Consider the following 23,202-nt stretch of genomic DNA (forward strand, 5'->3'; position numbering starts at 1 on the left):
CGGAGCCGTCGCGACCGTCAGCCGAGCTGGTTGGTCATGACGGCTTCGTGGGCGGTGCCGATCGGGCCGCGGACGTCGTAGAGGCGGGCGTTGGCGACTCCGATCCCGGTGAGCTGGACGTCGCGTCGCATCTCCATGCCGAGCCATTCGCCTTCCATCTCGCGGTGCAGGTAGAGCGAGACGTCGGTGTTGATCCAGGGCCCGAACAGCTCACCGACCGGGCTGGCGGCGCTGATCGCGTCGGCGAGGATCGCCACGTGCGAGAGCGGGCTGAGCGGTTCGCCGGGCAGCAGCGGGAGCGGCATCCGCATCCACGCGCGGCTGGTCCCAGTGGCCGACTGGTCGGCGAGCCACCGCACCTGCATGACGTCGTGCACGCCCCAGCGCAGGCCCAGCTCCGGCGGGAGCAGCGTGCGGTCCTCCCGGCCTTCGGGGCCGTCGAAGGGCACCGGATCGTCCTGGACGGGACCGTCGAGCGCGGAGCGCCGCAGCAGGTGGGCGGTGGCGTTGGTGTGCAGCCGGCCGTCGATGTGCAGACCGGCCTGCACCACCGTGAGCCGCTTGCCGGTGCGCAGCGGCCGCACGTCGATCGACAGCGGAACCCGCGGCACCGGGCGCATCAGGTCGACCGTGAGCCGTGCCACGAACAGGTCCGGGTCGTCGTTGGCCGCTTCGATCGCGCGGGCGATCAGGCCCGCGACCGGGCCGCCACCGGTGAGTTCGCCCCACGGGTTCCCCGACGCCTCGTTGGGCACGAAGAACTCGCCGTCGGTCCGGAAGAGCGACTCGGCATCACGCATCCATCGAGGTTACCCACGAGTAGCTTCGGGATGCGGGCTCGTGTGAGGGGCCTCTCAGAGGCCGAGCTCGACGGTCGTCCGCTCGTCGGCGCGGCGCTTGTCGAGCCGGGACAGGTCGAGGTTGGTGCAGTGCACGAGGGCTGCTTCCGCGGCCAGCACCGCGAGGAGCCCGTCCACGACACCACCGGTCAGCGTCCAGTCCAACGTGGACAGCACGCGGTCGTCGCGGCCGATGCCGAGCTCGCTCGCGCGGCTGCGGGCCGAGTCCAGCAGGCCGTCCACCGACGTCCCCAGCAGTGCGGGCGAATCCCCGGGCACGGGCGCGATCGGGTTGAAGTCGTCGCCGTGCACGCGGATGTCCGAGACGTAGTCCACGACACCGGTCGGCAGGTCGCGAACCGGAGCTCCCATCGGATCAAGCCCGACGGCCGCCACGGCGTGCGCGCCCTCGCCGCGCGCGAGATCGGACGCAGGGACGAACGCGACCTCCGCACCACCGGCCTCCGACGTCACGTGCGCACCGGCCCACCACGTGCCCAGCAGCACGCCCGCGGTCTGCCAGTGCGCGGGCAGGGACACCATGACCGGCGTCCCCGGCTCCAGGTCCATCTCGTCGACCAGCCAGTTCGCCGTCTTGGCGGCCCAGTTCGCGGTGGTCGCGCGGGAGAGCTCGATGCGCGCACCGGTCGCGTCGTCGTAGTGCGTGATCAGCGGTTTGGGCGCGCCGCTGGCCAGCAGCGGGCCGAGAAGTGCCTGGGTGACGCTCATGCACGAACCCTATCCGGCCAGGTGCTGGTGAAGACGCGGCGGAGCCGCCGTTCCAGGTGTGGGACTCAGCCGGCGCCGCCGCAGGTTCTGCCACCCGCACCGCCCGGCAACGCAACCCCGCAACAGGCCCTAGTTCACGCAGGGGACGTCGGTGTCGGAGGTGATCGGCTGCCGCTTCGCCGTTCCGTCCAGGCGGAGGACCGGCTTCGGGGCCAGGCCGGGCGGGTTCGCCGAGAGCCCGGCGAAGAACCGCTGCACGCCCGGCGGGTCGATCGAGACGATGCTCTGCCCGCGCTCGTCGCGCGCACCGGCGCTGAGCACCGGCATCGTCACGAAGTTGACCCGTCCCGCGGCGATCTGCTGCATCTGCTGCACGAAACCCAGCGCGTCCCAGCCCTCGTCGAGCTCCACGGTGCGCTGGGTGGCCGCGACCAGGTCGTTGACCATCGCCGGGTCGGTGAGCGTGCCGGTGGAGAGGACCTTGTTCGCCAGCGCCGCCATGAACACCTGCTGGCGCACGATGCGGTCCAGGTCCCCGCGGGGCAGACCGTGCCGCTGGCGGACGAACGACAGCGCGTCGCCGCCGGTGATGGTGTGCCGCCCGGCGCTGAAGTCCGCCCCCGAGTCCTTGTCGCTGGTCGCATTGTTGAGGCAGACCTCGACCCCGCCGACGGCATCGGTGAGCTCGAAGAACCCGAGCAGGTTGATCTCCGCGTAGTGGTCGATGCGCATGCCGCTGAGGGTCTGCACCGTCTGCACGAGCGCGCGCTGCCCGGCGACCTTCGCGCGGTGCTCGACCTCGACCGGCGGGAGGTTCTCGGACTCCAGCTCGTCGGAGGTCGCCTTCTTGATGAGCCCGTACACGGAGTTGATCTTGTCGGGCCGTCCGGACGGAGTCTCGGTGTAGGTGTCGCGCGGGATCGACACGGCGGTCGGCGCGGCTCCGCTGTGCGGGATGCGGATCAACACCAGGCTGTCGGTGTTGAGCCCGCCGGTCGCCTCGGTCCGCAGCTGCTTGAGGACCTTCAGCGGCAGCGGATTGCCCTGCGCGTCCGTGCGGCTGTCGCTGCCGACCAGCAGCACGTCGGTTGCCCCGTCGTCCTGCGGGGGAGCGTGCGGCACCTCGCTGAGGACCTTCGCCGAGCTGACGTCGCTGAGCCGGTCGGCCACCAACCAGCCCGCCGCGCTCAGGCCCAGCACCACGACCGAGGCCAGCGCGATCGCGCTGCGCCCGGCGATCCGCGCCGCTGAACGCCGGCGCGGAACGAGAGCGCCGTCGTCCTCCTCCGGTTCGGGGAGCTCATCCCCCTGATCCGGTTCGCTCACCGAGCCCTCCCCCTGGGTTTCGCGTCGATGATTCACATTAAACCGGTCGAGGATCACGGCCCAAGGGCGAGGATGGGAACCTTTCGCTCACTCCGCGCTCGGCGTCGCGCACGACGAAGCCCGCGCCGGTCCGGCGCGGGCTTCGTGCGGTAGTGCGATGGATCAGAACAGGACGCCCTGCGGCGAGGGCTGCAGGGTGCCGACCTGGAGGCCCTTCAGCGGGATCTCGGTGACGGGCTCGTTGTTCGTGCTGTTGACAGGCGCGTTGACCGAGCCGCTCATGTCCGAGGGCGTGGCGAGGAAACCGCTGGTGACGTAGGTGTTGGGGTCGCCCTTGTCGCCGAGGTCGGCGTGCACGCCGGCGAAGGCCGTCCGTCCCGGTTCGAGGGTGATGTCCTGCGGTCCGCCCGGGATCTCGACGTTCTTCCCGGCGATCTCCTCGATCGGCTCGTTGGCCATGTTGGTGGGCGTCAGGTTCACCCAGCCGCCGAGCTGGCAGGCCTCGTCCGAGGTGTTGGTCATGGTCAGCAGGTACTGGCTCGGGTCGGGCTGGGCCTGCAGCTTGATCTCGAAGTCCGTCGCGGAGCAGTTGAACGCGGAGATGTCATCGCCCTGCGGGGTGCGGGCGTTGGCGGAGGCGGCGTGGGACCCGGTGTCGTTGAGCGTGGCCGCGCTGGACGTCGCGGCCTGGCCGCCGCATCCGGCGATCAGCAGAGTCCCGCCGAGCAGAGCGGTCGCGGCACCGATGGTCCGAATTCGCTTCACCATGGTCAAGTCCTTTCCCCAGGGGTTGTGCTATCGGGTTTTCTCACCCGCTTTTGCCCCGTAAGACGTGCCGGTCGGGGTGCGGTTGCTCTGAATTGGAAAAAACTTTGAGAAAGTCTCTGACCTGCTGAGATTCCGATTGATCCGTGGATCTGTCGACACATGGGGGACACCCCTGGGGGTTATCCCCCAGGGGTGTCCCCCATGCGCAGACGCATTTGTCCGGACGGCCCACGCACAATTCGTCGAAGCCGTCCCGAGGAATGCGGAAATTGGTGAGGATGAACCGGTCGCCGCCCTTCTTCTGGGCGCGCGGCAACCCGGCACGAAGGGGAGTGGAGCGTCAGGCGGACCGCCCGGCGAAGCATGGGAACCTTCCTGCCACCGGTGGCAGGAAGGTTCCCATGCTCGTCAGTCGATGCAGGGAACTCCGTCTGCGGTGATGGGAGTGTTCCCGGTGTCGGCCTGCGTGCGCAGCGGGGCGGCCTTGTTGAGGCCGTCGAGGCGGACGGTCGGGGCGCCGGTGAAGTTCTGCTTGCCGGGACCCTTGTAGTCCTTGCCGATGTAGACCTCGACGCTGCCCGCGGTGATGTTGGGCTTGGCCTCGGTCTTGAGCCCGCCGAGGGATTCGGCGACCATCTTGCCCACGTCTTCCTCGCCGTTGGCGTAGTAGACGACCGAGGAGCTGCGGGTCTCGGAGTTGGCGCTGCTGCCCTCCTGGAACCCCTGGCTGGTCAGCTCCTCCAGCACGTTGGCCGCCAGACCGCTGACCCCCGAGGCGTTGTAGACGCTCGTGCTGATCTTGGTCGGGGACTTCAGGGTGGCCAGCTTCTGGGCGCGCTGCTGCGGCGGCAGCAGCAGGTCGGCAGCGAACTGCTTGCTCTCGGCGAGGTTGAGCGTCACGTCCTCCTCGCCCGAGTCGCCGACCAGGTGGACCGGGGCGCTGTAGAACTGCACGTTGCCGCCCGCGATGCCCTGCATCTGCTCGGCGAAGCCGAGGATGTCGTTGGCCAGCGCCGGGTCGAGGGTGACCGACTTGTTGATGGCGTCGATCAGGGCGCTGAGCTTCGAGGGGTTGGCCAGCGTGCCCGAGGACAGGATCCGGTGGGCGAGCGCCGACATGAACACCTGCTGGCGCTTGCCGCGGGAGAGCTCGTTGAGCAGGCCGTGCCGCTGCCGGACGAAGGCGAGGGCGTCGGCGCCCTGGATCGTCTGCACGCCCTTCTTGAAGTCGGCGCCGGAGTAGCTGTCCTTGGTGGCGTCGTTGAGGCACACCTCGACGCCGCCGACGGCCTTGGTGATCTCGTAGAAGCCCAGCAGGTTGACCTCGGCGTAGTGGTCGATGCTGACTCCGGTGAGCTTCTCCATGGTCTTCAGCAGCGCCTGCTTGCCCGCGAGCCGCGACTTCTCGTCGAGCTCCTTGGGATCGGTGACGCCGTCCTCCTGGAGCTTGGCGCGCTCCGCGTCCTTGCCGCGGTTCATGGTCTCGGTGAGCTTGTGCTTGTCGCCGCCGAGACCGCTGTCGACCATCGTGTCGCGCGGGAAGGACATCGCGCTGGCGCTGTGCCCGCCGTTGGGGATGCGCACCAGGATCATGGCGTCGGTGAGGTCGCCGCCCTCCTGGGTGGTGTGCAGCTCCTGGAGGATCTGCTTGGGCAGCGGGTTGCCCTGCGCGTCGGTGCGGCTGTCGTTGCCGATCAGCAGGATGTCGGTGGCGCCGTCGGGGGCGCTGAACCCGCTGCCGATGACGTCGGCGGTCCCGGTGCCCCCGGCGCCGGGCCGGAACATCGCCCAGGCGAAGCCGGTCACGCACAGGACGATCACCGACAGCAGGGCGGTCAGCGTGCGAGCGCCGTTGCGGGTGGCCTTGCGCTGCCAGAAACCGCCGCGGCTCCACACGTCGCCGGGAGGTAAGTGTCCATCACCGGAACGAGCGGAACTTCTCGCCGCAGCCTTACTCTGAGCAGTCGCCGAACTGCTCCTCGTGGCACCTGCTGGGCCGGCGTTCGCGGCGTTCGCAGCGTTCGTCGCACCGGTGCGACGAGGGGCCTGCGGCCGACCGGCCGCAGCGCTGGAACGGGCCGGTCCGGCGCCGGGCGCGCGCGGCGGAACTCCTCTGCCAGGCCGCCCATCAGGGCTCCCGGGCCGCCTCGGCCGGTCGTCCACGCGATTCCTCCTCGGGGGCTGCGGGGGCGAGCGTTACACCTACAGGAGTGATATTGCCCGACTTCTCGATGAAGGCTAACGGTGATCGACTCCAGCGATGAAAGGTCCCTCGGATTCTGGTGACCTCACTCATAAGGGTGAAGCATGCCTGTAACTGTACGTAACGCGGGAGTCGGTTCGGGCCCGTATCGGCGCATGTCAGACTGCCCAGCGCGGGGTGGTGCGCCCAGGCGCCCGCGCAGAGGACGAGGAAGAGGCGGAATGCGGATTCTGGTCACCGGTGGGGCCGGCTTCATCGGCTCGCACTACGTCAGGCAGCTGCTCGGTGGGGCCTACCCCGCGTTCAGCGGCGCCGAGGTCGTCGTGCTGGACAAGCTGACCTACGCGGGCAACGAGGCGAACCTGGCCGAGGTGTCCGACGACCCGAAGCTGCGCTTCGTGCGCGGCGACATCTGCGACCGCGACCTGCTCGCGGAACTCATGCCCGGCGTCGACGTGGTCGTGCACTTCGCCGCGGAGACCCACGTGGACCGCTCCATCACCGGCTCGGACGCCTTCGTGGTGACCAACGTGGTGGGCACCAACGCGCTGCTGCAAGCGGCGCTGGAGGCCGGAGTCGGCAAGTTCGTGCACGTCTCCACCGACGAGGTCTACGGCTCGATCGAGACCGGTTCGTGGCCGGAAGACCACCTGCTGGAACCGAATTCGCCGTACTCGGCGGCCAAGGCCGGTTCGGACCTGCTCGCTCGCGCCTACCACCGCACGCACGGCCTGCCGGTGTGCATCACGCGGTGCTCCAACAACTACGGCCCGTACCAGTTCCCGGAGAAGGTCCTGCCGTTGTTCATCACGAACCTGATGGACGGGCGCAAGGTCCCGCTCTACGGCGACGGCATGAACGTGCGCGACTGGCTGCACGTGGGCGATCACTGCCGAGGGATCCAGCTGGTCGCCGAGTCCGGAACGCCCGGGGAGATCTACAACATCGGTGGCGGGACCGAGCTGACCAACCGGGAGCTGACCGAGCGGCTGCTGGCCGAGTTCGGGCTGGACTTCGCGATGGTCGAGCCCGTCGAGGACCGCAAGGGCCACGACCGCCGCTACTCGGTCGACCACGCCAAGCTCGCCGAGCTCGGCTACGTCCCGCAGGTCGACTTCGAGACCGGTTTGCGCGACACCATCGCCTGGTACCGGCAGAACCGGTCCTGGTGGGAACCGCTGAAGGAACGCGCGGCGGTGGCCCGATGACCGGCCTCGCGGTGCTCGTGCCGGGAGGCCGGGGCCAGGTCGGTTCGGAGCTGGCGGCGATCCTGCGCGCCCGCGAAACCCTGGTGCACGCACCGGGTTCGGCGGAGCTCGACCTCACCGACCCCGATGCGGTGCGCGACGCCGTCGCCGCGTTCGCCGAGGTCGCCCGCGACGCCGAACTGCACCCGGTGGTCATCAACACCGCCGCCTACACCGCCGTCGACGCGGCCGAGTCCGATCCGGAACGAGCCCGCGAGGTCAACGTCGCGGGCCCCGCCTCGCTGGCGGAGGCGTGCCGGGACGGCGACCTGCCGCTGCTGCACGTGTCCACCGACTACGTATTCCCCGGCGACGCCGACCGCCCCTACGAGCCGGCCGACGAGACCGGGCCGCGCACCGTCTACGGGCGCACCAAGCTCGACGGCGAGCAGGCGGTGCTCGACTCGGGTGCGCGCGCGTGGATCGTGCGCACCGCGTGGGTCTACGGCGCGCACGGCGGCAACTTCGTCAAGACCATGGCCCGGCTCGCCGCGCAGCGCGACTCGCTGTCCGTCGTGGACGACCAGATCGGATCGCCCACCTGGGCGGCGGACCTGGCGCGCGGACTGCTGGAACTGGCCGAGCTCGTCGCCTCCGGAACCGGCCCGCAGCAGCAGGTCCTGCACTGCACCAACGCCGGCAGCACGAGCTGGTTCCACTTCGCCCGCGCGATCTTCACCGCGTTGGAGCTGGACCCGAACCGGGTGAACCCGTGCAGCAGCGCGGAATACCCGACGCGCACCCCGCGCCCCGCCTACTCGGTGCTGTCCGGGAACGCCTGGCAACAAGCCGGTCTGACGCCGCTGCAACCCTGGCAGGACGCGCTGAAGACGGCTTTCGGCACCGACGGGGACGCCTTCCGCCACAGCGGCTGAGCTCCGGCTACGCGACGGCCCGCAGGTAGGCGGCGTGGGTCCGCCTCGCGCAGCGCTGCCAGCTGAACGACTTCGCGTGCGCGCGACCGGCTTCGGCGTCCGGAGGCGAGGACAGCGCGCGGCGCAAGGCTTCCCGCAGCGCCGCCGGGTCCTCGGCGGGCGCGAGGACCGCGTGCGACCCGGCGACCTCGCGCAGCGCCGGGAGGTCCGAGCACACCACCGGCACCCCGCACGCCAGCGCCTCCAGCACCGGCAGGCCGAAGCCCTCGTCGCGGGACGGCAGCACCACAGCGCTCGCCCCGGCGACCAGCGCGCGCAGCCGCTCGTCGCTGAGGAAACCCGTGCGGACCACGCCGCCTGACTCGCCCGCCGGGCCCGGGCCCGCGATGACCAGCGGCGGGAGGTCCGGTGCCAGGGCCTCCCGCAGGACGTCGAGTCCCTTGCGCGGCCCGTCCGCGCCGACGAACAACAAGTACTCCGGCGGGATCCGGTGATCGGGGGCGGGAACGGCGGAGAACCACTCGGGATCCACCCCCAGCGGCGTGACCGCGAGCTTCTCGGGCGCCACGTCCAACCGTTCGGCGACCTGATCGGCCACCGCCGCCGTCGGCGTGCACACCACGCGCGCGCGCTGCGCGGAACGCCGCACCAGCGCAGGCAGGTCGTCCGAGGCCAGCGACGGATCCTGCAGGAACGCCAGGTCGTGCACGGTCACCACCCCGGCCGCGCGCACCGACGGCGGGAGCACGAAGTTCGTCCCGTGCACCACCTCGACCGCTCCGGACAGCAGCTCGATCGGCGGGAAACCCCCGCCTCGCCACAACTTCCGCAACGCCCGCGCCGGGATCGGCGGTCCCACCACAGCCGTCCCGGAGGGGGCTTCGGCGCGCAACCGCCGCCAGCCGCGCGTGCTGAAGCCGATCAACCGAACGTCCACATCGGACGTCAGCGCCGAGGTGAGCGACGCCGTGTAGCGCCCGATGCCCGTGCGAGGACCGAGGAGCGGTGTGGCGTCCAGCAGAACGCGCAGATCAGCGGCCACGAAGCCGATCCCCGGCGAGACGCCGCAGCCTGCCCGTCGCGCGCTTGGCGACCTCCGCCGGGCCGCCCGCGTCCAAGTACTCCCGCAGCAGCGCCAGATCCCGGCGCACCGTCTCGACCCGGCCGGGCTGCGCGCTGCGCACCAGCGGCGCGGTGGCGGCCAGCCGGTCTGCGGCCGGGCGGGGATCCCGGCAGAACGCGGTCAGCGGCGAGAGCACCGCTTCCCAGGTGAAGCGCTCGCGCACCGGCTCGATCCGGCGCCGGCACTCGGCGGCGAACTCCTCGTCGTAGAGGACCTTCTCCAGCGCATCGGCCAGCGCGTCCGGGTCTTCGGCGGGCACCACGACACCGATGCCCTCGCTGCGCACCAGGTCGGCGAACGAGTCGCCGTCCGTGGTGATCACCGGCAGCCCGGACCACAGGTAGTCCAGCACCCTCGTGCGGAACGCGAAGGTCGTCTCGACGTGCTCGAAGTGCGTCGTGACACCGCAATCGGCGTCCAGCAGGTAGTTCTGCCGCTCCTGGTAGGGGACCCAGGTCTCGTTGAAGAACACGAACTTGTCGGTCAAACCGAGCCGCTGCGACAACGCCCGAGTCTGCCCGGCCATGCCCATCTCCGGCACGTCCGGGTTCGGGTGCTTCATGCCCAGGAAGAACAGGCGCACGTCGCTGCGCTGCTGCGCGAGCCGGTCGACCGCGCGCAGCAGCGTCAGCGGGTCGAACCAGCTGTAGACGCCACCGGCCCACAGCACGACCTTGTCGTCGGCCGAAATCCCCTGCCTGGTGCCCTTGATCGCGGGTGCGGTCCGGCGTGGAGCCACCGACGGCAAGCCGAAGGGCACCACCGACAGCAGGGACCGGACCGTCGGGTCGTTGTCGTAGAGGCCCGGGGTCAACCGGCCCAGCGACGCGAGGTGCCCGAGCCAGAAGTGCCGCTGCCGCTCCGACGCGCACAGGAAGAAATCGCCCCGCTCCAACTGCGCGTTGAGCACGTCGGTGACGCCCGCGAGGTCCTTCGCGCGGCGCTCGTCGTCGGAATCCCTGCCCTGTTCCAGCAGTTCCAGGTGCATCGGGTCGTAGACGTCGCAGATCACGATCTTGGTGGAGTCCACGCGCTTGATCGCGGGCACCATCTCCAGGACGTGCCCCTGCAGCACCACGATGTCGGCCCAGTCGGCGTGCTCGGCGAGCTCGCGCGGCTTGGCGGCCACCACCTCGAACTCCGACTCCGGCGGATCGACCCGGGAGTTGACGCTGACCAGCCGCACCTGGTGCTCGGCCGCCAGCACTTCGGCCATGTGCCACGCGCGGATCGCGGGCCCCGCCATCCGCTCGGTCACCGCGTCACCGGTGATGACCACGATCTTGCGCGGCCGTCCGAACACCTCGTCCAGCTCGAACGCTTCGACCAGCGCGTCGTGCGCGGCGAGGTAGCGGGGGAGCGGGTAGGCGGGCTCCATCGCCTTGCGCATCAGCGGCAGCAGGTCGGCGTCGGTGCGCACCCGCGCGCTCTGCTCCAGCTCGCGGGAGGTCTTCAGCGACGGCAGCAACTCCACGAACTGGTCGATGGCCAGCATCCCGGCCAGCGCGGAGCGGTCGATCGGCACCGGCGAGTCGTCCTCGGTCTCGCCGCGCCGGGTGATCTCCAGCTGCGTCGGGTCGATCTCACCGCGCGCCGTGGCGCGTCGCACCGCCAAGGCCATCGCCGCGGGCAGGGCTTTGGCCAGCGTGTCGTCGGAGACGTTCTTGTACAGCGCGGCCAGCGCGTTGCGCTCCAGCAGGTAGTGCTCGCGCGCGGAGGACACCTCGGCCATCGAGGCGTGGTGGCGGTGGAAGATCAGCGACCGCGGCTCGTAGCGCACCCGCCAGCCGCGCATGTTCAGCCGCCAGCCCAGGTCCACGTCCTCGTAGAACATGAAGAAGCGCTCGTCGAAGCCTTCCAGGGCCGCGAACAGCTCGGACCGCACGAACAGCGCCGACCCGGTGCCGAACAGCACGTCGCGCGCGGCGTCGTGGGACCCGTCGTCGAGCTCACCGGCGTGGCGCTTGTAGCCCATGCCGAACCAGGTGAGGCCGCCGTCGACGAAGTCGATGCGCTTGCCCTCCCAGTCCAGCACCTTGCTCGCCACCGCGCCGACGGTCGGTTCCGAGCGCAGCACCTCGATGGCCGAGCGCGCCCAGCTGCGGTCCGGCCGGGCGTCGTTGTTGAGGAACGCCAGCACCTGACCGGTGGCCTCTCGCGCGGCGAGGTTGCAGCCACCGGCGAAACCGGTGTTGCTCGCCGACTCGATCAGCCGCGCCTCGGGCACAGCGTCGCGGATGCGCCCGGCGGAGCCGTCACCGGAGGCGTTGTCGACGCACAGGACCTCCAGCTTGTCCGCGGGGTAGTCCAGCTCATCGCGCACCGCGCGCAGGCAGGTGATGGTGTCCTCCGCGCCGCGGTAGTTCACGACGATCACGGAGACGACGGGCAAGTTCGCTTCGACCACGACCCCCAGCCTGCCCTATCGCGCTCACACCCCGCCCACGTGTTCGGTCAATTCGGGCTCGGCGCACTTCTGGAGCCAGCCGACCGGCCACCCGGTTCGGGTCGCAGGGCCCCGTGCACCGCCTCACCATCGGGCAGTTTTGGTCCGAACCGACCCGTGATCATGTCCGAAATGCCGGGTCAATTCGGACCAAAACCGCCCGATGCGGCGCTCATCGCTACCCGTCACCCCGCACCGTGGCTCAGCAGTTCCAGGAGCTTCGGGGTGTAGAGGGCCGTGATGTCCACGGAACCCGCGAACGCGTCGAAGTAGGTGGAGGTGAGCTCGGCGTCCTGCTGCACCGCGCGCAGCAGCGCCAACCGGTGCTCGTTCGGCGGCGCCATCCGGGCCACCGCCAACGTCGCCTCATAACCCGGGGTCAGGGTCGCGTCCCGTTCGGCGGCGAAGCGCCGCAGCGCCACGTCGAGCCTGCCCGGCGAGTCCAGCTCGCCGCTGACGTGCCGGGCCAGCGCCTCGGCCTGGGTGAACGCGTCGCTGATTCCCCGCGCGGTGATCGAATCCTTGTGATGGCCGGCATCGCCCACCAGAGCCCAACCCGGGCCAGCCGCCTCGCGGAAGAAGTTCTGCTGATCCCCGCTGCCGCGCAACCGCTCCACCTGCTCCCCGCCCTGCAAGCGCTCGCGCAGCTCGGGAGCGGTCTCGCGGACCCGGTCGAGATGAGCGCGCTGCGCGTCGGCGCGCACCGAACCGAACCGCGACTGGGGGAAGTAGGTCAGCACCAGAGTCGCGTGCCCGTGCGTCGGCGCGGCCGCCACCCAGCTGCCCGGCGTCTCGTAGATCTCCAGATCCGCCGGCACACCCGTCCAGTACGAGTAGTAGGCGCAGGTCAACCGCGAGTCCGAGGTCGTCCGGGCAGCACCGGCCTTCGCAGCCACCGCCGAGCGCATCCCGTCGGCGCCGATCACGAGCGACGCGCGCTCGGTGAACTCCACCCCGCGGTGATCACCGCGCACCCCCACCACCCGGCCGTCGGCGTCGTGCAGCAAGCCGGTCACCCGGCACTTCTCCCGCAACTCCGCGCCCGCCACCACCGCCGCCCGCGCCAGCAGGTCGTCCAGCACGAAGCGGCGCGGCGCGAACCCGGTGCGCTGCCCGGCCACCCCGCGGCCGCACCCGTCCAGCCGGACATCGGCGACCCGGTAGCGCGCGTGCCGCAGCGGCGGGCAGCCCGTGGCGCGCAGCTCGTCCAACAAGCCCCAGCGCGCGAGCGCCGCCACCCCCGGCTGGTGGATGACGTGGGTCGAAATCGTGTCGGAGGGGAACTCGCCCCGATCCAGCAGCAGCACCCGGTGCCCCGCGCGCGCCAGCAGCATCGCGGTGGGCGCACCCGCGCAACGGGCTCCCACGACGATCGCGTCGAACATCATCGCCTCACAGCTCCAGTTCGGTGCGCAACGCCCGGCGGTCGAGCTTGCCGTTGGCGTTGAGCGGAAGTCGGTCCAGCACCGTGATCCGGCGCGGAAGCATGTACGACGGCAACCGGTCCCGGAGACCGGAGTGCAGAGCGTCGGGATCGCAGTCACCGCCGACGGCCGCCGCCAATTCCGGCTCGCCGTCGGTGGGCACCGCCAGCACGATCGCGTCGCTCACCCCGGGCAGCGCGCGCAACGCGGCCTCGATCTCGCCGAGCTCGATGCGATGCCCCCGCACCTTCACCTGCTGATCGGTGCGTCCCAGGTGCAGCAGCAACCCGTCCTCCACCGTCACCAAGTCTCCCGTCCGGTACCAGCCGCCGGGAGCGAAGCGACCTTCGTCATCGGCAGGATCGAGGTACCCGGCGAACCGCTGCGGCCCGCGCACGCACAACTCGCCGCGCAACGCCGGCCTGCCTGCGGAATCCAGCAGCCGGAACTCCGAGGACGGGAAGCACTGCCCGATCGGGGCGATCCCGTTCGCCGTGCTCGGCCACTGGGACTCCTCGCGCGGAAACCGGTAGCCGGTGCACGCCACGGTCAGCTCCGTCGGTCCGTAGAGCACCTCGATCTCGGTGCCCGGTGCGGCTCGCCGCCAACCGCGCAGCGCCTCCAACGGCACCGGCTCGCCGCCGAAGATGCTGCACCGCAACGTCGGCATCGCCCCGGGACGCAAGGTGCCCAGCCGGTCGGCGAAGGTGATCAGCGACGGCACCGAGAACCAGTGGGTCAGCCGCAGCGCGTTGATGGTGCGCACCGGCGACAGCAACGCTCCCGCGCGCGGCACCACCAGCGTTCCGCCTTGGCCGAGGGTGACCAGCAGATCGTGCACCGAGCCGTCGAAGGTCAGGTCGAAGCTCCCCGAAACCCGGCTGCCCGGCCCGATCCCGTACCGCGCGGCGACCTCCGACAGGTACGCCTCGACGTTGTGGTGCGAGATCGGCACCGCTTTCGGCGCCCCCGTCGACCCCGACGTGCAGATGACGTAGGCGGCATCGTCCGGATCCACCGCCACTTCCGGCGCCTGCCCGAAGGGTTCGTCCGTCCCGGCGCGCAGCATGGGAACCTTCCAGTCACTCCGCGCGCCGGACTCCTCGGCGAGCAGCAGCTCAACGCCGGTCCGGGCCACCAGCTCGCGAACGCGCTCCGGCGGGTGCTGCGGGTTCAGGGGAACCACCGTCGCACCCGCGCGCAGCACCGCCAGATATCCGGCGCAGGCGAGCACCGAGCGGTTGGCGAGCAGCCCTACCCGTCGCGGCGCCCCCGCCGCGTGCAGCCGCGCGGCCAGCCGCTCCACGAGCTCGCGCAGCTCGGCGTAGGTGAGGCTGGACCCGTCGACCTCCAGTGCGGGCTCGTCGGGGAACCGTGCGGCCGCCCGCTCGAACCAGGTGTGCACGTTCATCGCGGAACCTCCATCAGCTCCCGAGCCCACGCGTGCAGCTGGCCCACCGTGCGCAACGCCGCCAGCTGCTCCGGGTCGACCTCGTGCCCGGTGCGCTGCTGCAGCTCCACCAGCAGTTGCAGCTTCGCCAGCGAGTCGATGCCGATGTCGGCGAGCGCCGAGTCCTCGTCGAACCCGGTGCGCGCGTGCTTGCCCAGCAGCCACTCCGCCGGGTCGTCACCGGTGGGTTCCTCGCCGGGCCAGCAGCGTCGCGCCTGCCACGGGTAGGTCGGCAGCGGCGCATGCCGGCCAGGGCCGAAAAGCCCGCCCCGGTCCACCGATTCGGCACCCAGGAAGCGGTCCAGCTCAGGTGTGCTGCCGGTGGTCAGCGACTCGACGAGCTCGCGGTGCGTCGCGCCGATCGCCACGACGCGGTGATCGAAGCGAGTGCGTCGCAGCGCCGCGCTGCGGCACAGATCTCGCACCGGGAACGCCGTCCCCGGGCCGTGAAGGTGCTCCGCCCAGGCACGGGTCAACTCCGCGAGCGCCTCCGGCGTGCGCGCCGAGAGCACCAGCGGCCAGCGCGTCCCGTCGTCCGGGGTGCGCGGCTCGGATTCGGCGCTGCGCAGCACCACGTGAGCGTTGAGCGCCGAGGAACCCTGCGCGGACACCCCCGCGATCGCCCGAGCCGGGATGTCGGTGAGCGCCCGGGGGATCGACAGACCGGTCCAGTCCACATCGGTGCGCGGCAGCCCGGCGTGCAAGCTCGCGGGAACCTGCCGGTGCTCCAAGCACAACGCGGCCTTGATGAGCCCGACGAGCCCGCCCGCCGCCTCGGCGTGCCCGAGGTTGGACTTCACCGAGCCCACCAGCAGCGGCTGGTGCGGTGACCGGGAGGTTCCCAAGACCTGGCCGAGCGCGGTCAGCTCCAGCGGATCCAGCAGCGGTGAACCCGCACCGTGCGCCTCCACGAAGTCCACCGCCGAGGGCTCCACGCGCGCGTCCCGGTAGGCCCAGCGCAGCACGTCCAGCTGGCCGTCCAGCGATGGGTTGAGCACCGCGTCGCTGCTGCACCCGTCGTTGCCCACGGCGCTTCCCGCGATCACCGCGCGCACCCGGTCCCCGTCGGCCAGCGCGGTTTCCAGCGGCTTGAGCACGACCACCGCCACCGCGTCAGCGGGCGCGTGACCGTCGGCCTCGGCGCTGCCGAACCGGCTGCGGCCATCGGCCGACATGGCACCGGCGTGCGACATCATCGCGGCCTCGTCGGGCCGCAGCGGCAGGTTCACCCCGGCGACCACCGCCACCGGGATCTCGCCGGACCGCAGGCTCTGCACCGCCTGGTGAACCGCGGTCAAGGCCGACGAGCACGCGGTGTCGACCACGACGCTCGGACCGCGCAGGTCGAACACGTGCGACAACCGAGCCGGCAGCAGTGAGCGAACGTTTCCCAGCTGCGTCGCCGTGGCCGAGGAAAGCCCCTGCCGGAGCGCCGTTTCGAAGAAGTCGGCCCGCGAGTTGCCCACGAAGACACCGGTCCTGGTCCCGCGCAACCGCGCTGGGATGAGCCCGGAGTCCTCGAAGGCCTCCCACACGCACATCAGCAGCAGCCGCTGCTGCGGGTCGACCGCCGAGGCCTCGGCGGTGGACATGGCGAAGAAGTCGGCGTCGAAATCCGCGATCCCGTCGACGTACCCGGCCCGCGAACCCGCCAACCCGCCCGGGCCCGCGGCCCGCAGCGCCGGGGCGTCGTAGCGCTCGGCGGGCGTCTCCGAGGTCGCGTCGACACCGCGACGCAGAAGTTCCCACAGCTGGTCAGGGTTGTTCGCGCCGGGAACCCGACAGGACATCCCGACGACGGCGACAGAACGCTCGTGCACTCCACTCGTAGTCATGCCCACGAAGTGTCTGGAGGCCGCTTACAGCCCCCTTGCACAGCACTGACGTCCGTTCAGCGCCCCGCCCAGGTTTCCCACACCTCGCGGCGGGAAACCCGCGCCATCCGGCCGATTCGGCCACGAGCGCGCAACGTCGCCGGCAGTCGCAAGGCGACCTTCATCAGCACCCGCAGCCGCAGGCCCGCCCGCAGGTTCGGCGGGGCGCCGGGCAACCGGCGCCACGGCAGCGCCAGCGTGATGGCCGCGAACCTCGCCAGCTCGCGCGCCGCGCAGCCCGCCGGTGCGCAGCGCAGCAGGGTGAGCAGGCGGTTCCCCTCGTTCCAGCGGTGGAACCGCGCCGAACCCGGCGCGGTGCTGGCCCCGTGCAGATGCCTCACCGTCGCCTCCGTCGGCACCACGTCGAACCCGGCGAGCCGCAACCGCCACGCTGTGTCGGTGTCCTCGTAGTAGCAGAAGAACTCGGCCGGGACGCCGCCCGAATCCCGCAGGACGTCGGTGCGCAGCAGCGCCGCCCCGCCGCAGAAGCCGAACACCTCGCCCGCCGCGGTCGCGTCGGCACCGTGCCCGTCGGCGGTCAGCCGCACCCCGGTCGACTGCACCCGGCCCTCCGGCGTCACCAGCACGGACGCGACCGCCGCCGCGGTCGCGGTGCGCGAAAGGTTCCCTTCCACCACTTCCAGCCAGTCGGTCGCCGGGGCCGCGTCGTCGTTGAGCCAGGCCACGAACGGCGTGTCCACCAGGGGCAATGCCGCGGCCAGGCCTCCCGCGTAGCCGGTGTTGCGGGGCAGGCGCAGCACCTCGATCCCGGAGCGAGCGGCGAGCAGCGCGTCGGTGCCGTCGTCGGAGGCGTTGTCCACCACGAGCGTTCGGTGCCCGCGCGACTGGGCCGCCAGCGCGTCCAGGCATGCGTCGATGTGGTCCCGGCCGCGCCAGGTGATCACGATGACCGTGCTGCGCACCCCGTCTGATGTCACCTGGGAAACCTAGCGCCACGCCTCGGCGTCCCTCCAGCGCGTGCGAAGCTGGGCGGGTGCCCGAGCTGGTAGCCATCGCCGAGCAGCTGCTCGCCCCGGTCCCCGGCGGCACCGGCCGCTACACCGCCGAACTGCTGCGCGCCCTCGCGGCCACCACCCCCGACGGCTGGAAGCTGACCAGCGCGATCAGCCGCAGCGGCGACGCAGGCGAAGCCCGCATCACCGGTGTCGCGGGACCCCGCGTGCTACCGCTGCCGCGCCGCGCGCTGATCGCCGCGTGGGAGCGCGGCGTCCCGCTGTGGCCGGGCGGCGACACCGTGCACGCGATGACCCCGCTCGCCCCGCCTCGGCGGCGCGGCCGCGGCCTGGTCGTCACCGTGCACGACACCGTCCCCTGGACCCACCCCGAAACGCTCACCCCGCGCGGCGTCGCCTGGCACCGGCGCGCGATCACCCGCGCCGCCCGCGACGCGGATGCCCTGGTGGTGCCCACCCGCGCCGTGGCCGCCGACCTGGCTGGTCGAGTTCCGCTCACCACCGGCCCCCGCGTCATCCCGGAAGGCGTGAGCCCCGATCTGCTGACCGAGGCCGGAACCGCGACCCACCTCGATCCGCCGGAGGAGTACCTGCTGGCCGTCGGCACCATCGAGCCACGCAAGGGCTACCAGCACCTCATCCGCGCCCTCGCCGAACCCGACGCCCCCGACCTCCCGCTGCTGATCGTCGGCCGGCCGGGCTGGGGCGACCTCGACCTGCCCACGCTCGCCGCCGACTGCGGCTACCGGCACCTCCGGGTGCTCACCGGGGTCACCGACGCCGAGCTGTCCGGCCTGCTGCGCGGCGCCACCGCGCTCGTCGCCCCGAGCCTCGCCGAAGGCTTCGGTCTCCCGGTGATCGAGGCGATGGCCCTCGGCGTCCCGGTCGTGCACTCCGACGCCCCGGCGCTGTCGGAGGTCGCCGGCGGCGCGGGACTGGAAGTCCCCCGAGCCCAACCCATCGCCCTGGCGACCGCGCTGCGCAGCATCGCCGATGACCCGCAGCGCCGAGCGGAGCTGACCGCCGCCGGTGAACGCCGCGCGGCCCACTTCAGCTGGCAACGAGCCGCCCGCGACATCTGGGCGCTGCACCGCGAGCTCGTCGGGGAGTGACAGGAAGGTTCCATCCTCGCCCCGGGCCACCGGCGCCCCAAGCGATTCCGCCCCCGGTGGCCGGTCGCCTGTGGGCGGTGGTGACAGGAAGGTTCCCTTGCTCACAGCGCGCGCGTTCCCGTCTCACGTTTTTCACGTACTGGGCACGAAGCGGTGAACCTTCGCCGTACTCTTTCCTGGTGCACAGAGGTGAACCGCACATTCTGATCGACGCCACCGCGGTGCCCGCGGACAGAGGCGGCGTCGGGCGGTACGTCGATTCCCTGCTCGCGGCCCTGGATTCGGACGGCGCGCGGGTCACCGTGGTGTGCCAGCCGCGCGACGCCGGGCTGTACGCGGCCCTCGCGCCGAACTCGCAGCTCGTGCCGGCCGCCGAAGCCGTGGCCACCCGGACCGCGCGGTTGACGTGGGAGCAGACGACGCTGCCGATGCTGGTCAAGAAGCTCGGCGTCGACGTGCTGCACTCGCCGCACTACACGACACCGGTGGCCAACCCCGCCGCCTCCGTGGTGACCCTGCACGACGCGACGTTCTTCACCAACCGCCGCGTGCACTCGCCGGTCAAGGCCCGGTTCTTCCGGGCGTGGACGAGGGCGGCGCTGCGCCGGGCCGAGATCTGCGTGGTGCCCAGCCAAGCCACCGCCGCCGAACTCGCGCGAACCGTCGGAGCCGACCGCAACCGGATGGCCGTCAGCTACCACGGCGTCGACCCCGACCGCTTCCACCCGCCCGCACCAGAGGAGATCGAGGCCGTCCGCGACCGCCTCGACCTCTTCGACCAGCCCTACGTCGCGTTCCTCGGGGCCCTGGAACCGCGCAAGAACGTTCCCGCGCTGATCCGGGCCTTCACGCAGGCGTGCCAGGGGCGACGCGAGGACGCGCCCGCGCTGGTGCTCGCCGGACAACCCGGCTGGGACACCAAGGTCGAGCGGGCGCTGGAATCGGTGCCGCACCGGATCAGGGTGATCAGGGCCGGATACCTGCCGTTCGACCAGCTCGCCGGATTCCTCGGCGGCGCGCGCCTGGTCGCCTACCCCAGCCTCGGCGAGGGCTTCGGGCTGCCGGTCCTGGAAGCCATGGCCTGCGGCGCACCGGTGCTGACCACCCGCAGGCTCAGCTTGCCGGAGGTCGGTGGCGACGCCGTCGCCTACTGCGGCGTGCGGCCCAGCGACATCGCCGTGGGCCTGCGGCAACTCCTCGACGACCCGGCTCGGCGCTCGGCGCTGGCCGCGGCGGCCCAGCTGCGCGCCAAGGAGTTCACCTGGGGCGCCTGCGCGATCCAGCACCGCGAGGCCTACGCGCGCGCCCACCACGCCAGCACCCGCTGACCGCGCTGCGACCGCGTTGCAGCAGAATGTGACGGCGTGACCCACCCGCGCACCTACGGCGACGAACTCGCCGTCGTCACCGTGACCTACTCGCCCGGCGAAACGCTGCAGCGCTTCCTGGACACCTTGGGCAAGGCCACGCAGCGCCCGGTCCGCGTGATCCTCGCCGACAACGGCTCGCAGGACGGCGCTCCGCAGCGGGCCGCGCAGCAGCACGAGCACGTCGAATTCGTGCCGACCGGGGGCAACCTCGGCTACGGCGGCGGGGCAAACCGCGGAGTCGCGGCGCTCGGCCCGGAATGCGGGTGGGTGGTCATCGCCAACCCGGACCTGGAGTGGGGCGCGGGATCCCTCGACGATCTGCTGGAAGCGGCCGAGCGGTGGCCCCGGGGCGGCGCTTTCGGCCCGCTGATCACCGAACCCAACGGTGAGGTCTACCCGTCCGCGCGGCTGCTGCCGTCGATCGGTCGCGGCGTCGGGCACGCCCTGTTCGTCAAGGTGTGGCCGGGCAACCCGTGGACCCGCGCCTACCGCCAGTCCGAGTCGGGGAGCAGCGAGCGCACCGCCGGATGGCTGTCGGGATCGTGCGTGCTGATGCGCCGGGAGGCGTTCGACTCGGTCGACGGCTTCGACCCGCGCTACTTCATGTACTTCGAGGACGTCGACCTCGGCGACCGCCTCGGCAAGGCCGGTTGGCTCAACGTCTACGTGCCCGGCGCCGAGATCATGCACATCGGCGGCGCGTCGACCTCCCAGGTCTCCAAGAAGATGCTCGCCGAGCACCACCGCTCCGCCTACCGCTACCTCGCCGACCGCTACCAGGGCCTGAAGTGGGCCCCGCTGCGCCTCGCGCTGAAGGTCGGGCTGGCCGCGCGCGCCAAGATCCAGGCGCGCTGAGGGCTCAGTACTGCTGCGGGTACTGCTGCTGCGCGGGCTGAGACCCGAGCGGCCCGAACTCGTTCGGGCCTCGCTGGGAGTGGTACGGGTTCGGCGGCAGGCCCTGCTGCGGCTGCCCGTAGTCCTCGGTCGGCCACCCTGGGTGGGCATCGGCGGTCGGGAACTGCGGGTGCTGCTGCCCCTGCCGCTGCTGATCGGCGGCGGGCAGCATGTTCGTGTCCGTGTCGTCGCCCGCGCTGTTGACGATGTCGCGCGGAATGCGCACGGTGTTCGCCGCATCCATCGGCGACGTGGCGTTGTCCGGTGTGACGACGAACGCGCCGCGTGCCCGCGCGCGAGCAAGTGCTTCGTCGGCTCGGAGGCGCGGGTCCATGTGGATGCCCTCTCAGTCGTTCGCAGTCGGTGGTGCCAAACCCGGCGAGAACCAGGTGTGGTGTTGAACCAGTCCCGGCCATCGGGCACGGGCCCAGTGTCATTATGCCGGTGCCACTGCCAGAGTATTCCCCCCAATGGGTTTTCGTCATCGATCTAGGTCAGGTAGAGGAGGACGACGCCGATGTCCGCGGATGCGCAGACCCCGGCCGAGCCGCGCCAGAAGGCGGAAGCGGTCGTGCTGGTGGGCGGTCGGGGGGTTCGGCTCCGGCCTCTGACCCTGTCGGCGCCGAAGCCGATGCTGCCGACGGCCGGAGTGCCGTTCCTGAGCCACCTGCTGTCCCGGATCCGGGCGATCGGCATCGAGCACGTGGTCCTCGGAACCTCCTACAAGGCCGAGGTCTTCGAGGACCACTTCGGCGACGGATCCGACCTGGGCCTGCACATCGAGTACGTCGTGGAGTCCGAACCGCTGGACACGGCGGGTGCGATCCGCAACGTCGCGGACCGGCTCAGCGCCGATGACGTGCTGGTGTTCAACGGCGACATCCTCTCCGGCGTGGACCTCGCGGAGCTGCTCGGCACGCACCGCGACAGCGAGGCCGACGTCACCCTCCACCTGGTGAAGGTCGACGATCCGCGCCGCTTCGGCTGCGTGCCCACCGACGCGGACGGGCGCGTCACCGACTTCCTGGAGAAGACCGAGAACCCGCCGGTCGACCAGATCAACGCGGGTTGCTACGTCTTCCGAAGAGAGGTGATCGACGGCATCCCCACCGGCAGACCGGTGTCGGTCGAGCGCGAAACGTTCCCGGGACTGCTCGTCTCCGGAGCCCGCGTGCAGGGCTACATCGACTCGTCGTACTGGCTGGACATGGGAACCCCTGCTGCGTTCGTCCGGGGCAGCTCCGACCTGGTGCTGGGCAACGCGCCGTCCGAGGCCCTGCCCGGCCCGACCGGCCGATCCCTGGTGGCGGCCGGCGCGGAGGTCGCCGGGGACGCGGTCGTCGACGGCGGCAGTTCGGTGGGCGCGGACTGCGCGATTGGTTCCCATGCTCAGGTCAGCGCCTCGGTGCTCTTCGACGGGGCGAAGGTCGAGGACGGAGCCGTCGTGGAGCGCAGCGTCCTCGGCGCGGGTGCCCGAGTGGGCGCCGGGGCGGTGCTGCGGGACGTGGTGATCGGCGACGGCGCGACGGTCGGCGCCGACTGCGAGCTGCTGGACGGGGTCCGGGTGTGGCCCGGCGTCGAGCTTCCGCCGAACGGAGTACGGTTCTCGGCGGATTGAGCACCATGGAAGAACCCCTCACCCGAGACTGGCGTCACGACTACCCGCTCGACCTGGTCAAGGTCCTCTCGCCGCTGCGGCGTGGCAGCGGGGACCCGACCACCCGCGTCGAGCCGGGTCAGCTGTGGTGGGCCAGCACCACCGCCTCCGGCCCGGCGACCCTGCGGCTGCGCAGCGCGAGCAGGGGAACCGTTCGCGCATCCGCGTGGGGGCCGGGAGCGAGCGCGGTGCTGGAGGGCGTTCCCGACCTGCTCGGCGCCTCCGACGACGAGAGCGGGTTCGCGCCCGCCCACGACGTGATCACCAGGGGGATGCGGGCGGCGTCCGGGATGCGGCTGTGCTCGTCAGGCCGGGTGTGGGACGTTCTCGTCGCCGCGATCCTGGAGCAGAAGGTCACCAACCGGGAGGCCTGGCGCTCGTGGCGCGAGCTGTGCCGCCGCTTCGGTCACCCCGCGCCGGGGCCGGTGGGGAAGCTGTGGACCGCGCCCGATCCGCAGCAGGTTCGCCAGATCCGCGACTGGGAGTGGCACCGCGCCGGCATCGACGGAGCCCGTCGCCGCACCCTGCTCGCCGCGGCCTCGTCGGCGCGCAGCCTGGAGAGGGCCGTCGCCCTGCGCGGTGAGGAAGGCCGGAACCTCCTGCAGAAGATCCCCGGCATCGGGCCCTGGACGGCGGCCGAGGTCGCGCAGCGCGCCTGGGGCGATCCCGACGCCGTCAGCGTCGGCGACTTCCACCTGCCCACGATCGTCGGCACCGCTCTGGTCGGTCACCCCCTCGACGACGAGGGGATGCTCGACGCGCTCCAGCCCTACGAAGGCCACCGCCATCGCGCCGTCCGCTATCTCGCGGCCGCAGGCGTCAACCGTCCCCGCTACGCCCCCCGCTACCCGGTCCGCGACTACCGGGCGTTCTGATCCAGTCGATCACGCT

General features: G+C 71.5%; 19 protein-coding genes. 7 read left to right on the forward strand and 12 right to left on the reverse strand.

The window, feature by feature from the left end:
* Window positions 1–17: 17 nt before the first annotated feature.
* The 5 genes from ACYVF3_RS16745 to ACYVF3_RS16765 form a co-directional block, all read right to left on the reverse strand.
* Window positions 18–800, reverse strand: a complete 783-nt coding sequence (locus ACYVF3_RS16745; protein ID WP_461155156.1) for a thioesterase family protein — start codon at window positions 798–800, stop codon at window positions 18–20.
* Between the two features lie 54 nt (window positions 801–854).
* Window positions 855–1,568 (reverse strand): TIGR03089 family protein, encoded by a 714-nt coding sequence (locus ACYVF3_RS16750; protein ID WP_461155157.1) that lies wholly within the window; start codon window positions 1,566–1,568, stop codon window positions 855–857.
* 129 nt (window positions 1,569–1,697) lie between these two features.
* Entirely contained in the window at window positions 1,698–2,894 is a 1,197-nt protein-coding gene (locus tag ACYVF3_RS16755; RefSeq protein ID WP_461155158.1) for an LCP family protein, read from the reverse strand.
* A gap of 162 nt (window positions 2,895–3,056) precedes the next feature.
* Window positions 3,057–3,662, reverse strand: a complete 606-nt coding sequence (locus tag ACYVF3_RS16760; RefSeq protein WP_461155159.1) for a DUF4232 domain-containing protein — start codon at window positions 3,660–3,662, stop codon at window positions 3,057–3,059.
* Between the two features lie 408 nt (window positions 3,663–4,070).
* Window positions 4,071–5,558 carry an LCP family protein gene (locus tag ACYVF3_RS16765; RefSeq protein WP_461155160.1) on the reverse strand — a complete coding sequence of 496 codons (1,488 nt, stop codon included), beginning with the start codon at window positions 5,556–5,558 and terminating at the stop codon, window positions 4,071–4,073.
* 528 nt (window positions 5,559–6,086) lie between these two features.
* Between ACYVF3_RS16765 and rfbB the strand changes: the two genes are divergently transcribed.
* Together rfbB and rfbD are read left to right on the forward strand one after the other, a co-directional pair.
* Window positions 6,087–7,073 (forward strand): dTDP-glucose 4,6-dehydratase, encoded by a 987-nt coding sequence (rfbB, locus tag ACYVF3_RS16770; protein WP_461155161.1) that lies wholly within the window; start codon window positions 6,087–6,089, stop codon window positions 7,071–7,073.
* Window positions 7,070–7,987, forward strand: a complete 918-nt coding sequence (rfbD, locus tag ACYVF3_RS16775) for a dTDP-4-dehydrorhamnose reductase (protein ID WP_461155162.1) — start codon at window positions 7,070–7,072, stop codon at window positions 7,985–7,987. Before rfbB ends, rfbD begins: the two co-directional genes overlap by 4 nt.
* Before the next feature lie 7 nt (window positions 7,988–7,994).
* On the opposite strand, the gene ACYVF3_RS16780 is transcribed toward rfbD, so the two are convergent.
* The 6 genes from ACYVF3_RS16780 to ACYVF3_RS16805 all read right to left on the reverse strand — a co-directional run bounded on the left by ACYVF3_RS16780 (window position 7,995) and on the right by ACYVF3_RS16805 (window position 17,242).
* Window positions 7,995–9,029: a glycosyltransferase family 4 protein gene (locus tag ACYVF3_RS16780; RefSeq protein WP_461155163.1), complete on the reverse strand. Its 1,035-nt coding sequence runs from the start codon at window positions 9,027–9,029 to the stop codon at window positions 7,995–7,997.
* Window positions 9,019–11,517: a glycosyltransferase gene (locus ACYVF3_RS16785; RefSeq protein WP_461155164.1), complete on the reverse strand. Its 2,499-nt coding sequence runs from the start codon at window positions 11,515–11,517 to the stop codon at window positions 9,019–9,021. The genes ACYVF3_RS16780 and ACYVF3_RS16785 overlap by 11 nt, the downstream gene beginning before the upstream one ends.
* 224 nt (window positions 11,518–11,741) lie before the next feature.
* Window positions 11,742–12,944, reverse strand: coding sequence for an NAD(P)/FAD-dependent oxidoreductase (locus ACYVF3_RS16790; RefSeq protein WP_461155165.1), 1,203 nt, complete (start codon window positions 12,942–12,944; stop codon window positions 11,742–11,744).
* Window positions 12,945–12,948: 4 nt separating this feature from the next.
* Complete coding sequence (locus ACYVF3_RS16795) at window positions 12,949–14,391, reverse strand: AMP-binding protein (protein WP_461155166.1); 1,443 nt, start codon at window positions 14,389–14,391, stop codon at window positions 12,949–12,951.
* Window positions 14,388–16,265 (reverse strand): beta-ketoacyl synthase N-terminal-like domain-containing protein, encoded by a 1,878-nt coding sequence (locus ACYVF3_RS16800; RefSeq protein ID WP_461155167.1) that lies wholly within the window; start codon window positions 16,263–16,265, stop codon window positions 14,388–14,390. Before ACYVF3_RS16800 ends, ACYVF3_RS16795 begins: the two co-directional genes overlap by 4 nt.
* Before the next feature lie 56 nt (window positions 16,266–16,321).
* The gene (locus ACYVF3_RS16805) at window positions 16,322–17,242 is read right to left on the reverse strand and encodes a glycosyltransferase family 2 protein (RefSeq protein ID WP_461155168.1); all 921 of its coding nucleotides are present in this window, start codon (window positions 17,240–17,242) and stop codon (window positions 16,322–16,324) included.
* A gap of 56 nt (window positions 17,243–17,298) precedes the next feature.
* On the opposite strand from ACYVF3_RS16805, the gene ACYVF3_RS16810 reads away from it, so the two are divergent.
* From ACYVF3_RS16810 to ACYVF3_RS16820, 3 genes are all read left to right on the forward strand, one after another.
* The gene (locus tag ACYVF3_RS16810; RefSeq protein ID WP_461155169.1) at window positions 17,299–18,390 is read left to right on the forward strand and encodes a glycosyltransferase family 4 protein; all 1,092 of its coding nucleotides are present in this window, start codon (window positions 17,299–17,301) and stop codon (window positions 18,388–18,390) included.
* A gap of 200 nt (window positions 18,391–18,590) precedes the next feature.
* The gene (locus tag ACYVF3_RS16815; RefSeq protein WP_461155352.1) at window positions 18,591–19,718 is read left to right on the forward strand and encodes a glycosyltransferase family 4 protein; all 1,128 of its coding nucleotides are present in this window, start codon (window positions 18,591–18,593) and stop codon (window positions 19,716–19,718) included.
* A 36-nt stretch (window positions 19,719–19,754) separates the two neighbouring features.
* The gene (locus tag ACYVF3_RS16820) at window positions 19,755–20,615 is read left to right on the forward strand and encodes a glycosyltransferase family 2 protein (protein WP_461155170.1); all 861 of its coding nucleotides are present in this window, start codon (window positions 19,755–19,757) and stop codon (window positions 20,613–20,615) included.
* Window positions 20,616–20,619: 4 nt separating this feature from the next.
* Here ACYVF3_RS16820 and ACYVF3_RS16825 read toward each other — a convergent pair whose 3' ends face one another.
* Entirely contained in the window at window positions 20,620–20,988 is a 369-nt protein-coding gene (locus ACYVF3_RS16825; RefSeq protein ID WP_461155171.1) for a hypothetical protein, read from the reverse strand.
* Between the two features lie 183 nt (window positions 20,989–21,171).
* Between ACYVF3_RS16825 and manB the strand changes: the two genes are divergently transcribed.
* Entirely contained in the window at window positions 21,172–22,272 is a 1,101-nt protein-coding gene (gene manB, locus ACYVF3_RS16830; protein WP_461155172.1) for a mannose-1-phosphate guanylyltransferase, read from the forward strand.
* Window positions 22,273–22,277: 5 nt separating this feature from the next.
* Entirely contained in the window at window positions 22,278–23,186 is a 909-nt protein-coding gene (locus ACYVF3_RS16835) for a DNA-3-methyladenine glycosylase family protein (RefSeq protein ID WP_461155173.1), read from the forward strand.
* Window positions 23,187–23,202: the final 16 nt, after the last annotated feature.

This window comes from Saccharopolyspora tripterygii (genome assembly GCF_054778355.1).

Coding starts and splice junctions, on each gene's coding strand:
- ACYVF3_RS16745 (WP_461155156.1), bottom strand. CDS start 800: ATGCGTGATGCCGAGTCGCTCTTCCGGACCGACGGCGAGTTCTTCGTG.
- ACYVF3_RS16750 (WP_461155157.1), bottom strand. CDS start 1,568: ATGAGCGTCACCCAGGCACTTCTCGGCCCGCTGCTGGCCAGCGGCGCG.
- ACYVF3_RS16760 (WP_461155159.1), bottom strand. CDS start 3,662: ATGGTGAAGCGAATTCGGACCATCGGTGCCGCGACCGCTCTGCTCGGC.
- rfbB (WP_461155161.1), top strand. CDS start 6,087: ATGCGGATTCTGGTCACCGGTGGGGCCGGCTTCATCGGCTCGCACTAC.
- rfbD (WP_461155162.1), top strand. CDS start 7,070: ATGACCGGCCTCGCGGTGCTCGTGCCGGGAGGCCGGGGCCAGGTCGGT.
- ACYVF3_RS16790 (WP_461155165.1), bottom strand. CDS start 12,944: ATGATGTTCGACGCGATCGTCGTGGGAGCCCGTTGCGCGGGTGCGCCC.
- ACYVF3_RS16795 (WP_461155166.1), bottom strand. CDS start 14,391: ATGAACGTGCACACCTGGTTCGAGCGGGCGGCCGCACGGTTCCCCGAC.
- ACYVF3_RS16800 (WP_461155167.1), bottom strand. CDS start 16,265: ATGACTACGAGTGGAGTGCACGAGCGTTCTGTCGCCGTCGTCGGGATG.
- ACYVF3_RS16825 (WP_461155171.1), bottom strand. CDS start 20,988: ATGGACCCGCGCCTCCGAGCCGACGAAGCACTTGCTCGCGCGCGGGCA.
- manB (WP_461155172.1), top strand. CDS start 21,172: ATGTCCGCGGATGCGCAGACCCCGGCCGAGCCGCGCCAGAAGGCGGAA.
- ACYVF3_RS16835 (WP_461155173.1), top strand. CDS start 22,278: ATGGAAGAACCCCTCACCCGAGACTGGCGTCACGACTACCCGCTCGAC.